Origin of the sequence: Ruminococcus sp. (assembly GCF_019423705.1) — a bacterium.
Taxonomy (GTDB): Bacteria; Bacillota; Clostridia; order Oscillospirales; family Ruminococcaceae; genus Hominimerdicola.
The window spans coordinates 64,993-78,298 of sequence record NZ_JAHZAX010000003.1; the positions used below are offsets into that span (position 1 = coordinate 64,993).

Here is a 13,306-nt window from a genome sequence, read left to right on the forward strand (position 1 = left end):
AACGGGAGGGACGACTATGTTCACGGCGATAGCAAGTTTGACAAACTTATTTGAATTTCTCAGCGGCAACTTTTTATTTTTTGCGCTGCATTTTGACAACAAGAGCGTATTCCCGAAGCCCTTATCCGCCAAGGAGGAGCGAGCCTGTTTTGAGGCAATGGCGGCGGGTGACAAGGCGGCAAAGGATAAGCTCATCGAGCACAATTTGCGGCTTGTGGCGCACATCATAAAGAAATACTACTCCGCCGCCAGCGATCAGGAGGACCTTATTTCTATTGGCACTATCGGGCTCATCAAGGCGGTATCGACATTCGATCACAAGAAGGGGTGCAGGTTTGCGACTTATGGGAGCAGGTGCGTGGAGAACGAGATTCTTATGCACTTTCGCTCGCAGAAAAAGTCTGCCAACGATATACACTTTGACGAACCTGTTGACGCCGACAAGGACGGCAACCAGCTTTGCCTTATCGACATAATCGCTGACGACGTCAATGTTGCGGACAGGATAGAGCTTGTTATGCGCTCGGAACAGCTTTACAAATTCATCGGGCAGGTGCTTGACGAACGTGAACGGCAGATAATCACCCTGCGGTATGGGCTTCACGGCGGCGCTCCCCTGCCCCAGCGTGAGGTGGCGAAAATGCTGGGCATTTCACGCTCCTATGTTTCCCGTATCGAAAAAAAGGCGCTGGAGCTGCTCCGTAAAAGCTTCAATGAATAGCGAAAATAGTGCGCAAAAACAGCAAACCAACGGGCGACCACAGGTCGCCCCTACATACAATTGGCGTCCTCGACGTCCCTCTTATTTTTTCCAACAAACTAAAAGCAGCTTCGTAAAAACAAAGCTGCTTTTAAATTTGTATTATATTTACATCATATCTTCGATAAGGTACGGCAGGCATATTTTAAAGCTCACGCCGCCACGCTTGACATCGTTATCAACCGATATAGTGCCCTCGGAAAGTTCGAGGATACGCTTTACAAGAGCTAGGCCAAGTCCGTTGCCCTCTGTGGCACGGGAGCGGTCGCCCTGATAGAATTTGTCGAATATCTTGTTTTTTATCTCGGGGGAGATCGACGGACCATTGTCCCATATCTCGGCGGAAATGTTCTTTTCGTCACGGAAAAGCTTCACGCTTATCCTGCCGCCCTCTGGGGTGAACTTTATGGCGTTGTTTATGATGTTCTGCCATATCTGACCCATAAGCTCCTCGTTACCGACGTACATTATATCCTCAAGGTCGATATCGAGGTCGATGTTCTTTTTCGACCACTCGGGCTCCAGCACAAGCAAAATTTTTCTTATCTGCTCGTCAAGCGAGAACCTCGTTTTTCTGCCGACAGTCTTTTGATTTTCAAGCTTTGTCAGCCGCAGAATATTTGAGGAAAGCTTTGAGAGCCGTGAAGTCTCGTCGATTATGACTTGGGTGTATTCCGCACGCTCCTGCTCGGTTATGGTATCGGACTGCAAAAGCTTTGCAAAGCCTTGTATAGAAGCCAGCGGCGTTTTGAACTCGTGGGAAACGTTGGAGATAAAGTCTCCCCTCAAAGTCTCCGTGCCTGCAAGCTCCTCCGCCATTTTGTTGAAGTTTCTCGCAAGGTTGGCATACTCGGGGTCGGAGGGTTCTCTTACCCGCACGCTGAAATTGCCCTTTGCGATCTCGCCTGCGGCGTCGCTAATATTTCGGATAGGCTGGATAATGCTGCGGCTGGTTATTGCCGTGATTATCGTACCGATTATGATACACACGATGAACGCAACGATTATTACAAGGTTTACCACCCAATAAATGCTATCGCTGGAAAAGCTGTCTATCACGACGTATTTGTCATAGACCTGTGAGATTATGGTAGCGTTCGGCACGATGCCCTGAGAGGTGACGTAATAGCCCTTGTGCACAACCTCGCCCAAATGTTGGTGGACGAAAGGGTCGTCCTTGGTCACAACGCTTAGGCTGTATGCGGAATTGTTTATGACGGAGACTATCTCGTCCACGGTCATATCCCCACGCTCTTCAAGCTGATCCATCGACATTGAAAGCTCCACAAGCTGCCGCTCGGCGTTGCTTGTCATAATCGGGCTGCAAACCATTGCCAGCACGGAGATAGATATTGACGCCGACACCAGCATAACGAAAAAGAACATCAAGGTCAGCTTGAATTGCAGGCTGGTCTTTGCCTTTTTCTTACTGTTTCGTTTAACAGAGCCTTTTCTCATTGCTTTTTCACCGCTTTATAGCCAAGGCCACGGACAGTCACGATATCGAAATCGGAACAGCTGCCGTAACGCTCTCTAAGCCTTTTGACGTGAACATCGACTGTACGCTCGTCAACGTCCTTATCCATTCCCCACAACTCGTCAAGAAGCTGGCGGCGTGTGAATATTTTGTCGGGATAGCTAAGAAGCTTGAAAAGCAGCTTGAACTCCATTTGCGGGATAGTTTCCGCCGCTCCGCCGTCAACAGAAACGCTCATAGCGTCGTAATTAAGCACGCAATTGCCCACGGTCAGCGAATGTTCTGACGCCATTTTTGAACGCCTTAAAAGCGCACCAACACGCAGTATCATTTCGTTTATGTCGATAGGCTTGACCATATAATCGTCCGTGCCTGCCGAAAAGCCCACCTGCTTGTCCTCAAAAGTCTCCTTGGCGGTGACCATAAGTATAGGCAGGTTGAAATCAGCCTTTCTGAGCTGTCTTGTGAGCTCATAGCCGTCCATATTCGGCATCATTATATCCGAGATTATAAGGTCGATATTCGTTTTTTCAAGCATATCCAAAGCCTCAAGGCCGTCGCTGGCAACGAATGGCACATAGCCGTGCTGCTTCAATGCGGCGGACATAAGCCTTCTCAAGCTTGCGTCGTCTTCTACCACAAGTATCTGAAACATTGTCATCATTCTCCCTGTTTCCAAATCTGTAATACCCCAATGGGGACATTATAACAGAAAATTGTGAACTTGTAATTAACATTTTTATTTTTGAAAAAAGTGCCCAAAATCGGCCGAAAATTCACATTCGGTTCACACAGGGCTGGTATTATATAAGTACAGTAAAGATAACACCGACAGAAAACAAAGAAAACTTTGGTGGTTGGTAAAACTTAAAGTCAGGTTTTGATCATTCTTTCCCTCTGCGATTCCCCAAGTCGCTCTCAAAATGAGTTTCCTCGTCTTTAGGTTTTACCAAATACCAAAGAATCCCTTTCATAATTCTATAAAAATTAATGCTCATTTCAGCCGATGGAAGTGGGTATTAATTTTTTTATGCCTAAAAATACAAACTATCAAAAAAGCCGCAAACCAACGGGCGACCACAGGTCGCCCATACATACAAACAGCGTATTTAAACGCATATGTAAAAATTTGTACCTTTTGCCGCCGAATATTCTATACAAAAAATCCGCAGAGCGTTTATTATCTCCCTGCGGATATCTTTATACTATTTTAATATTTAATATGCGCCGATTACTGGAGCTTTTCTCTCAGCTCAGCCGCTTTATTTATCAGCGCACAAATATAATTGTCAACATCGGGCTTTGAAAAACCGCCGATCGCCGAACCCTTGAGCTTGCGCTTCTCTGTCAGCGCAGGGATAACAAAATCCTCACCCTTGCTTTTCTGCTCCACCGCAGATTCCAGCATATATATCTCGCTGGTGATATTGTCGATATACTTCAGCGTGTCCAGCTTATCATATCCGCCGAACAGACAAGTTTTCAAATGATCCATTTCTCTTCCCCACGAACAAAGGCAACACATAAACTTCCCCGGCATTGCCCACCTGCCGAAATATTATCAAAGCCCATAATCTTTATTTGTTTTAATTATATCACATTAATTTAGCTTTGTCAATAGGTTTGAAAATAATTGTTCACAAAAACGCAATTTTATATACCGGCGTTCATTGGAAGATGTCAGAAACGGCGCAATTGGGGTAAAAAGCGAGCGGAACACTTTGTTTGCGCTCCGCTCAGAATTGTGAATTTGGTGTTTATTTTATATCAGTCTCTTAATAATAGTTATATTATTATAGCGTGCGAAGTATTCCACATTTGATATGACTATGCCCGTTGCGGAATTCTGTGCGTGTACCATTTTGCCGTCGCCTATGTATATCGCAACGTGGTAGATACTTGAAATAGTCGAGCCGCCAAAGAAGATCACGTCACCCTTTTTCATATTGTTATAGGAAACTGTGGTGCCGTAATTTGCCTGCGAAGCTGCATAGTGTGGCAGATTTATGCCCACCCTTGCGAAGGAAAGCATAACAAGTCCCGAACAATCGGTGGCACCGAAGCTTGAACCGCCCCAAATATACGCACCGCCCACCATACTTTTCGCATAGGACACGACTGTGTCGATCTTTGAGCTGCTTGAATCATCAGGGACAGGCTGAGGTGCAGCAGTGGTCGTAGTGGCCTTTTTGGTAGTCTCGGGCGCTTGTGTCGTCGTCTCGGGAGACTGTGTTGTCTGTTGAGTTTCGGCTGTGGTCTGCTTTGTGGTGTCGGCAGACTTCTTTGTGGTCGTGGTCTTGCCCGTCTCGCCGCTCTTCTTGGTCGTGGTGGTCGTCTTAGGCTTTGCAGTAGTTGTGGTCGTGGTAGTCGCCGCCTTTGAGGACACCTCGTTATACTTGTCGGCAACCTGCTGCGACTGTGCCTGCAAGCTGTCCTTATCGCTCTTTATCTTTGCGATAGCGTCGCCCGACTCCTGCTCCATTTTCAGCAGTTCCTCCTGCTCCTTGGCAAGTTCTTTTTGCTGATCGGCGTATTCTTTGGTCTTATCCTTGAGCTTTGCAAGCTCGTCCTCAAGCTGTTTTTTCGTGGCTTCAAGGCGCTTATACTGCGCAAGCAGGCGCTCAAGCTCGTCATTATCGTGCTCAGCCACCCTTGTCACAAGCTCGACCCTCATCAAAACGTCATAGAAATCCGCCGCATTTATAAGCACATTTGTATAAGAATTTGCGCCGCCTGCGACGTACATCGCTCTGATACGCTCGAGGAAATCGTCCTTATTCTTCTGAATTTCCTGCTCCTGCAATTCAAGATCGTGGCTTGTCTCAAGCTGTTTGCCGTCAAGCTCTGCCATTTCATCCTCAAGCTCGGCGGAATATTTCTCCACATTCTTGATCTTCTTTTGCAGAGACTCGTACTTTTTCTTGATAGCCTCAAGGTTGTCCTGCTCGTCCGCAAGCTTTTTGTCAGCGTCGGCGATCTGCTTGTCAAGATCTTCCTGCTGCTTTTTCAGATCAGCAAGCTGGCTGCTGTAATTTTCATTATCGGCAGAGGCAAACTTTGTCTGCGCACCGTCCGCAAAGCCGAACACGGAAAACGTGATCGTCAGCGCAAGGCAGCCTGCGATAAATCTTTTAAGTCCGTATATTTTTTTCATATCAAATCTCCAAAATTACCCGTTTTGTCTGTCATAAAACAAAAGCAAAGCTGACGGGCAAACGCTGTTCGCCCCTACTGTTCAACTAACTTTCGTCTTGTCTTGTATATCTATCTGTAACTGTTTTGTAATCTATACAGTTTTATTATACTTCATCATCGGCTGTTTGTCAAGGTCACAAACGCCCATTCAGCGCATTTTTACACGCTCCGAGGCAGAAAATGATGCCGCTTTTTCGCCCATAATGTCGCTTTTCAGCAGGCCGTATATGTTGAAGTCCGCATAAGTGCTGACAAACTTTGCCTGTCGCTTTGTACCCTCGCAGGTGAAGCCGCACTTTTCCATAACCCTGTTTGAAGCCACGTTGACGGTCATAACCTCCGCTTCAAGCCGCTGCAAGCTTGTCTCTTCAAAGCAAAAGCGCACCACTCTTCTCAGCGCTTCGGTGATAAAGCCCATTCCCTGATAGGCGCTTGCGATACGATAGCCCAGCATAGCCTGCCGCTCGTTCTCGATACTAAACAGATTGACCTCCCCCACAAGGCGGCGGTTCTTTTTCAGCTCGATACCCCAACTGATGTGGTCTTTCTTTTTGCTGTTGATGTTGCGCTGAAAAAAGAGCGACGGCTCTTTTTCCTTTCGTGTCATACTGCGTCCCCAATACTTATAGAGCTTTTCGTCCGCCATATAGGTTTTCATATCCTCCGAATCGGCGGCAGATTTTGCCCTCAGTATGAGCCTGTCGGTCTCCAGCGTTGGAAAATGCGACAGGTAATAACTTATTTCTTCCAAAAAATTTTACCCCCTGCGGGGTGCATTGTGCACCTTTTTTATTTATCGTAGCTGTGCTGATATCCTTTCCCTCCAAAAATACCCGCACATTATTGTTAAATTATACCATAAACCAAGTAAATTTACAAGAGATTTTTATTAAATTTTCCTCAATTTCTGCAAAAAGGCAGCAAAAAACGCCCCGAAATGATTCGGGACGCCCTTTGTTCTATAATCTGGAGAATTAGAAATCAACTTCTGTGTCGTAATAGCAGCACTTGAGGAGCTTTTCCATTTCTTCCTGTGATGGCTGACGTGGGTTAGAACCTGTGCAAGCGTCTGCGATAGCGTTCTTAGCGATCTCAGGCAGTCTCTCAAGGAATACGTTCTCAGGAACAAAGCCTTCCTCGCAAGGATAGCTGTCAGGACCGTAGTTCTTGATACAATGAGGAATGTTGAGCTTGTCATTCATACCTCTTACATACTCGATAAGGAGCTTTACCTTCTCGTCGTCGTTTGCGCCGCCAAGGTGCATATAATCAGCGATAACGCCGTATCTCTTCTTAGCTGTCTCGTCCTTAGCGTTGAATGCGATTACCTTTGGCAGATACATTGCATTAGCTGCGCCGTGGATGATGTGTGCGCCGTAATCAGCGAAAGCAGCGCCTGTCTTATGAGCCATTGAGTGAACGATACCCAGCAGAGCATTTGAGAATGCCATACCTGCAAGACATTGAGCATCGTGCATTCTGTCTCTTGCGCCCATATCGCCGTTGTAAGAATCAACAAGATCCTTCTGGATCATTTCGATAGCGTGGATAGCAAGTGGGTCTGTGTAAGCGCAGTTAGCTGTTGAAACATAAGCTTCGATAGCGTGTGTCAGAGCGTCCATACCTGTGTGAGCTGTCAGCTTCTGTGGCATTGTCTCAGCAAGGTCAGGGTCAACGATAGCAACATCAGGTGTGATCTCAAAGTCAGCGATAGGATACTTGATACCCTTGTCATAGTCTGTGATGATAGAGAATGCTGTTACCTCGGTAGCTGTGCCTGATGTTGAAGAAATTGCGCAGAAATGTGCTTTCTTTCTCAGTTCAGGAATACCGAATACCTTACACATATCTTCAAATGTGCACTCAGGATACTCGTACTTGATCCACATTGCCTTTGCAGCGTCGATTGGTGAACCGCCGCCCATTGCAATGATCCAGTCAGGCTCAAACTCGAGCATAACCTTTGCACCGTTCATAACTGTTGTAACAGAAGGGTCAGGCTCAACGCCCTCAAGAAGCTTAACCTCCATACCAGCTTCCTTCAGATAATCCTCTGCCTTCTGGAGAAAACCATTTCTCTTCATTGAGCCGCCGCCAACTACGATGATAGCTTTCTTACCTTTAAGTGTTTTAAGGTTCTCCAGCGCACCCTTTCCGTGATAAAGGTCTCTTGGTAATGTAAATCTCATTTCTAAATCCTCCTATGTATAGATTAATTTAAAGTTGCAAGAAGCATTTGTGAAATCTCCACACAAATCTCTTCTTAACTTGATTTTTATTATACAAAATAACGTTGAATTATCTTAGGATAATTCATGAACTTTTAGTTAATTATTCATTTTTACATAGCATATATTATTAAGTGAATATAGCTAAATCAACATATGGCGGTGTAAAACGGACGTAAAAAATATGATAATTAGATGAAAAATCACGAATTTAGTTGCATATCGTGGAAACTTGCGGACTTTTTATGTTAATAAGTTATACATTTATTCGCCAAAGCTGACACATCGGCGTTTTGACGATATTTTTGCCTAAGGAAACGGCATAACATAAGTGGGGCTTTCGGCAGGTGTCACAACAAATAGTATGCAAAAATGCGAAAAATAATGTGAGATAACTATTGTAATTCTCAAAAAAGTGTGTTATAATGTATAGGTATTGTATTGTATCCTCCCTTGATGGAGGAATAATAACAAGGAGGAAATTTAATATGAAAACAAAGATCAAGACGAGAGAGCTGGTTTTGCTCGGACTTCTGACGGCAATCTTACTTCTGATGTCGTACACACCGCTGGGCTATCTCAATATTGGACCGCTGGCTATCTCATTCAACGTCATTCCTGTTGCTATCGCTGCGGTGACTTTAGGTCCTGTTGGCGGCGCTATCGTAGGTGCGGTATTCGGACTTACAAGCTTTTTGCAGTGTATCGGAATAGGCGGAACGAGCGCAATGGGTGTTATACTTTTTGATATCAACCCTGTTCTGGCATTTATCCAGCGCTTTGTGCCGAGACTTCTTGACGGCTTCCTGCTGGGATTTATCTTCAAGGGCGTAAGAAAGGTATCAAACACCTATGTATCCTGCGCTGTAACGGGATTTTTCTCAGCTTTTCTTAACACGGTATTCTTTATGAGCGCACTCGTGCTGCTTTTCGGCAACACCGAATATATGCAGACGGCTATCGCAGGAAGAAACCCTATCGTTTACATCTGCGCAACTGTCGGCATCAATGCAATATGGGAAATGACGGCGTCCACTATCATAACAGGCGCAGTCGGTGCGGCGCTTTTCAAGGCAAGGCTCATTCCTGCACCTGTAAAAGCGCAGGCTGAATAACTCACCCGAAAGGAAAATATAAACAAATGGTTTTAGCAGTCGATATAGGAAACACCAATATAGTAATGGGCTGTTTTGAAAATGACAGGATACTTTTTGTTGAAAGACTTTCCACAGATCAGCAGTCCACGGCTTTGGAATACGCCATAATGCTCAAGAACATTCTTGAGATACACGGCATTGAACAGCTTGATTTCAAGGGCGGCATAATCTCGTCGGTAGTGCCTTCGGTAACGCTGACGATGAAGGACGCTATGGAGCGGCTCATCAAAAAGCGCATTATGGTGGTAGGACCCGGTATCAAGACGGGGCTGAAGATAAATCTTGACAATCCTGCCCAGCTTGGCAGCGACAGAGTTGCCGACGCAGTTGCGGCGATAAATCTTTATCCTGTTCCTATTATAATGATAGATATGGGCACGGCGACCACGATATCGGTCATCGACAAGGAAAAGAATTTCATCGGCGGAATGATAATCCCGGGCTTAAGGACTTCCCTTGATTCCCTTTCGGGCAAGGCTTCACAGCTTCCGTTTATCAGTCTTGTGCCGCCGAAAAAGGTCATCGGCACAAACACTATCGACTGTATGAAGAGCGGCATTATCCACAGCAATGCGGCCAGCCTTGACGGCGTTATCGAACGCATCGAGGACGAGCTTGGTGAAAAGTGCACGGTGGTATCAACAGGCGGCGTGGCGAAGATAATCGTACCGTACTGCAAGCGTGATATCGTCATTGACGACGAGCTGCTGCTCAAGGGACTTATGATAATATACAACAAAAACAAGGCGTAACGCCATTACATTAATACAATACACTCAGAGGACGGTTTTATATCGTCCTCTTTTTTATTGGGACTATAACAAGTGCAAAAGTCACGGGCGAACGCTGTTCGCCCCTACCATAAAAATGCACAAATTATGCCGTCAAAATATAGTCATATATACAAGTTATCAGCATTTTATTGCATTGGAGTGAAAGATATGGTACAATCATAAAAACGATTACACAACGCTGATAAGCGTATTGACAACAGGAGTATGATTATGGAAAAATGCAGGATAATAAGCCTTGTGCTGGCGGCGCTTATGCTCACGGGCTGTTCAAAGGGTGCTGACAGCTCGCAGGGTTCGTCAAACAAGGCGGCGGACTCGTCAAGCAGCGCCACGAACAATGGACCTTCCGACACCGAACCCGAGACTGTAAAGTATCAGCCACACGAATTTGAACTTAATGACAGCGAGGTCACATTTTCAAAGGCAAGCGGTTTTTATGACGAGGGCTTTGAGCTGGAGCTTACCGCAGGCGAGGGGGAGCAGATATTCTACACCACCGACGGCAGCGACCCGAGATATTCAGAGACGAGGATAGAATACACAGCACCTATCAAGATCACCGACAGGAGCGGCGATGAGAACGTTGTTTCAGCGGTTCAGCCCGTGAAGATATCGGGCAATTTCAATGAATACAGCATTGGCGACGGAGATTTTTGGAGCACGGTATATCTGCCCAGCAATGACGCCGTTGACAAGTGCACGGTCATCAGGGCGGAGTGTGAAGCCTTTGACGGCAAGGTGTCGCAAACCTTTGCGCAGAGCTATTTTATCGGCAGCGCAGAGGAGCACATTCAAGGGCTGAAAGAAAGCTGCAAGGCGGCAGGACAGAGCCTTGCGGTGGTGAACCTCACGATGAATTATGACGATCTTTTCAATGAGGACACGGGATTTTACGTCAAGGGCAGGCTTTTCCAGCAGGCGCTTGAGCGCTTCAAATCCAGCGGCGAGAACATTGAAGCCGAAACGGCACGGCAGCTTGACGCAAATTACAAGCAGCGTGGCAGAGAATGGGAGCGTGACTGTCATATGGAGCTGACGGAGATATCAGCGGAGGGCGAGGTCTCCCCTGCCCTGTCGCAAGATTGCGGCATAAGGATACAGGGCAACTACTCACGCTCCGATCTGCAAAAGGGATTGCGCCTTTACGCACGGAAAAGTTACGGCGAGAAAAAGTTCGACTATGAGGTATTCAAGGGGCTGAAAAATTCGTCAGGCGAGACTATCGACAGCTTCAAGACTTTGGTGCTCAGAGCAGGCGGAAACTGCGCATTTACGGCGAAATTCAACGATACATATTGGCAGAGCCTTATGGCTGACCTTGACTGCTCAACAAAGGCTTCACGACCTTGCGTTGTCTACTTAAACGGCGAATATTGGGGACTTTATGTGCTGGAAGAGGACTATTCCGACAACTATTTTGAAGATCATTACGGCGTGGCAAAGGACGATGTTGTGGTCTATAAGGGCGACGCCGAGACTTACAAGAGCGGTTACAAGCTTGACAAAGGCACCCTTCCCGAGGGCGAACGCAACGACGATTACTTCTTTGAAGAGCTGACGGAATTTTTCGCAAGCCACAAAGACTTGTCCGCTCAGAGCGATTATGACGAGTTCGCAAAGCTTGTTGACACCGACAGCGTGAGAGATTATTTTCTCGGCGAGGTTTGGATAAACAACAAGTGGGATTGGCCGGGCAAAAACTGGTCGATGTGGAAAGTTCAGAATACCGACAGCGCAAATGAATACGCTGACGGCAGGTGGCGGCTTATGTTCTATGACGTTGAATTCGGCGGCGTGAGCGGCGAGGGCGACGCTTGGACGAACACGATGAAAGAAGATAACTACAAGCCCAAGGGGCTTCTCGACACCGACACGAAAAATCCTGCGGTGCTGAGTTTTGCTTATCTTATGTCAAACGAAGCTTTCAGAAATGATTTCTGCGACAGGCTTATAGATATGTCCTCGAGCACATTCGGCAAAGACAAAGCCCTTGAAAAGCTGAAAGAATTTGAGGATATCTACTCACCCCTTTACGAGCAATTTTTCGCAAGATACCCTGGTGCTGGCACAGCGGAAGAGGCTCTCCACGGGGATTACGCTTCATCTGACTGCATAAGAGCTTTCCTTGAAAAGCGTGAAAGCAATATCCAAACTATGGTCGACTGGACTAAGGCGCAATTTTAGGATAATTTCAGATATTGGGAATTTGCACAAAAAGTCAGTTTGAACAGCATAAAAAGCTATTGAAAATTATGACCGTCTGCTATATAATTATGACAGCGATAAATTCAGCGCTGCTATATATATGCGGCGACGGTCAATTTTCTATATTTCGGAGGACATTAAAATGCCAAATCCATTTTTGCCAAGCTGGGAATATATCCCCGACGGTGAGCCGAGAGTTTTCGGCGACAGAGTTTATATTTACGGCTCCCACGACAGGGCTGCGCAGAGCGATTTCTGCGACTACAAGCTGAAAGTATGGTCAGCACCAGTTGACGATCTTAACAACTGGGTGTGCCACGGACACAGCTTCCACACCCGTGACGATCGTGACCACAAGTCTGACACAGCAGGACAGACCGACAACAGGCTGTTCGCTCCCGACGTTATCGAAAAGGACGGCAAGTATTATCTTTACGCTTATATCGTCGGCGCAAAGGGCGTTGTGGGTGTATCGGACAGACCCGAAGGGCCTTTCAAGTTCCTTTCAAACTACAAATACGCTCCCGAGGACGCAGGTGATGACGGCATTTACAATGACGCAGGCGTGCTTGTTGACGACGACGGCGGGGTGTATATTTATTACGGCTTCACGGAATCGAATTTCAATGAGATCGACCCTTCGGATATGTACACCATTAAAAAGGGCAGCTACAAGCGTGCTGTCATTGATGACAGCGACAGCGCACCGCAGGAGCAGAGATTTTTTGAAGCAAGCTCTCCCCGAAAGATCGGCGACACATACTATCTTATATACTCCCCTTGCGTTGGCAGCCGACTTGCTTATGCCACGTCTGACAAGCCACAAGGGCCGTTTAAATACCGAGGATATATCGTCGACAACGGCGTTGATTTTCCCGGCGGCAACGATCACGGCTCAATATGCAATATAAACGGACAATGGTATATTTTCTACCACAGAATGACAAACAATACCATTATGTCAAGGCGTGCCTGCGTTGAGAAAATAAACATTCTCCCCGACGGCACTATACCGACTGTTGAAATGACTTCCCTCGGCTTTGAGGACAGCCTTGACCCATTCAAGCCAACGCCTGCTGACATTGCCTGCGTGCTGAAAGGCGGCTGCTTCATCACCGAAAAGGACATTTTCACACGGAGCGTTGTGAACATCACAGAGGGCAACGTTATCGGCTACAAGTATTATGATTTTGGCGAGGACTTTTCTTCAAAGACGATGAAAATTGCGCTGAAAGTCAGGGGTATGGGCACGGTGACAAAGGTGGCAGTTTATGCGGACAACTATGAAAAATCCGAGCCTATCGGCTTTGTTGATATCGGCACAGGGGACGGCGTTTACACAGGGGTGGTGAAGTCCCTCACGGGCAGGCACTCCATATACTTTGTGCCCACGGCTGGGACTGATGAAATGGCGGACTGGATAGCAGGATATTTCAAAAACAAGCCGCTGTTTGAACTTGAAGAATTCGTATTTATGAAGTAAGCACACA

General features: G+C 46.5%; 11 protein-coding genes. 5 read left to right on the forward strand and 6 right to left on the reverse strand.

All coding sequences use genetic code 11. The features are described from left to right. Positions 1 to 16 precede the first annotated feature (16 nt). Entirely contained in the window at positions 17 to 721 is a 705-nt protein-coding gene (gene sigK, locus QZ371_RS03230) for an RNA polymerase sporulation sigma factor SigK (RefSeq protein WP_295209342.1), read from the forward strand. Positions 722 to 868: 147 nt separating this feature from the next. Here sigK and QZ371_RS03235 read toward each other — a convergent pair whose 3' ends face one another. The 6 genes from QZ371_RS03235 to QZ371_RS03260 all read right to left on the reverse strand — a co-directional run bounded on the left by QZ371_RS03235 (position 869) and on the right by QZ371_RS03260 (position 7,621). Beyond that, a complete protein-coding gene (locus QZ371_RS03235) occupies positions 869 to 2,218 on the reverse strand; it encodes a HAMP domain-containing sensor histidine kinase (RefSeq protein ID WP_295209345.1) in 1,350 nt (449 codons plus the stop codon). Continuing rightward, positions 2,215 to 2,892, reverse strand: coding sequence for a response regulator transcription factor (locus QZ371_RS03240; protein WP_295209348.1), 678 nt, complete (start codon positions 2,890 to 2,892; stop codon positions 2,215 to 2,217). The genes QZ371_RS03235 and QZ371_RS03240 overlap by 4 nt, the downstream gene beginning before the upstream one ends. A gap of 576 nt (positions 2,893 to 3,468) precedes the next feature. Further along, positions 3,469 to 3,732: a hypothetical protein gene (locus QZ371_RS03245; protein WP_295209351.1), complete on the reverse strand. Its 264-nt coding sequence runs from the start codon at positions 3,730 to 3,732 to the stop codon at positions 3,469 to 3,471. Between the two features lie 267 nt (positions 3,733 to 3,999). Beyond that, complete coding sequence (locus QZ371_RS03250; protein WP_295209356.1) at positions 4,000 to 5,391, reverse strand: C40 family peptidase; 1,392 nt, start codon at positions 5,389 to 5,391, stop codon at positions 4,000 to 4,002. 189 nt (positions 5,392 to 5,580) lie between these two features. Beyond that, a complete protein-coding gene (locus QZ371_RS03255; protein WP_295209358.1) occupies positions 5,581 to 6,183 on the reverse strand; it encodes a GNAT family protein in 603 nt (200 codons plus the stop codon). A 223-nt stretch (positions 6,184 to 6,406) separates the two neighbouring features. Beyond that, complete coding sequence (locus QZ371_RS03260) at positions 6,407 to 7,621, reverse strand: iron-containing alcohol dehydrogenase (RefSeq protein WP_295209361.1); 1,215 nt, start codon at positions 7,619 to 7,621, stop codon at positions 6,407 to 6,409. Positions 7,622 to 8,148: 527 nt separating this feature from the next. On the opposite strand from QZ371_RS03260, the gene QZ371_RS03265 reads away from it, so the two are divergent. The 4 genes from QZ371_RS03265 to QZ371_RS03280 all read left to right on the forward strand — a co-directional run bounded on the left by QZ371_RS03265 (position 8,149) and on the right by QZ371_RS03280 (position 13,299). Further along, on the forward strand, positions 8,149 to 8,775 hold the full coding sequence (locus tag QZ371_RS03265; protein WP_295209364.1) for an ECF transporter S component: 627 nt from the start codon (positions 8,149 to 8,151) through the stop codon (positions 8,773 to 8,775). A 26-nt stretch (positions 8,776 to 8,801) separates the two neighbouring features. Beyond that, the gene (locus QZ371_RS03270) at positions 8,802 to 9,569 is read left to right on the forward strand and encodes a type III pantothenate kinase (RefSeq protein WP_295209367.1); all 768 of its coding nucleotides are present in this window, start codon (positions 8,802 to 8,804) and stop codon (positions 9,567 to 9,569) included. A gap of 252 nt (positions 9,570 to 9,821) precedes the next feature. Next, positions 9,822 to 11,795, forward strand: a complete 1,974-nt coding sequence (locus QZ371_RS03275; RefSeq protein ID WP_295209370.1) for a CotH kinase family protein — start codon at positions 9,822 to 9,824, stop codon at positions 11,793 to 11,795. 163 nt (positions 11,796 to 11,958) lie between these two features. Continuing rightward, positions 11,959 to 13,299, forward strand: coding sequence for a family 43 glycosylhydrolase (locus QZ371_RS03280; protein ID WP_295209373.1), 1,341 nt, complete (start codon positions 11,959 to 11,961; stop codon positions 13,297 to 13,299). Positions 13,300 to 13,306 lie beyond the last annotated feature (7 nt).

What these genes read in the sequence shown, in the direction of transcription:
- sigK (WP_295209342.1), top strand. Translation starts at nt 17, where the DNA reads ATGTTCACGGCGATAGCAAGTTTGACAAACTTATTTGAATTTCTCAGC.
- QZ371_RS03235 (WP_295209345.1), bottom strand. Translation starts at nt 2,218, where the DNA reads ATGAGAAAAGGCTCTGTTAAACGAAACAGTAAGAAAAAGGCAAAGACC.
- QZ371_RS03240 (WP_295209348.1), bottom strand. Translation starts at nt 2,892, where the DNA reads ATGTTTCAGATACTTGTGGTAGAAGACGACGCAAGCTTGAGAAGGCTT.
- QZ371_RS03245 (WP_295209351.1), bottom strand. Translation starts at nt 3,732, where the DNA reads ATGGATCATTTGAAAACTTGTCTGTTCGGCGGATATGATAAGCTGGAC.
- QZ371_RS03250 (WP_295209356.1), bottom strand. Translation starts at nt 5,391, where the DNA reads ATGAAAAAAATATACGGACTTAAAAGATTTATCGCAGGCTGCCTTGCG.
- QZ371_RS03260 (WP_295209361.1), bottom strand. Translation starts at nt 7,621, where the DNA reads ATGAGATTTACATTACCAAGAGACCTTTATCACGGAAAGGGTGCGCTG.
- QZ371_RS03265 (WP_295209364.1), top strand. Translation starts at nt 8,149, where the DNA reads ATGAAAACAAAGATCAAGACGAGAGAGCTGGTTTTGCTCGGACTTCTG.
- QZ371_RS03270 (WP_295209367.1), top strand. Translation starts at nt 8,802, where the DNA reads ATGGTTTTAGCAGTCGATATAGGAAACACCAATATAGTAATGGGCTGT.
- QZ371_RS03275 (WP_295209370.1), top strand. Translation starts at nt 9,822, where the DNA reads ATGGAAAAATGCAGGATAATAAGCCTTGTGCTGGCGGCGCTTATGCTC.
- QZ371_RS03280 (WP_295209373.1), top strand. Translation starts at nt 11,959, where the DNA reads ATGCCAAATCCATTTTTGCCAAGCTGGGAATATATCCCCGACGGTGAG.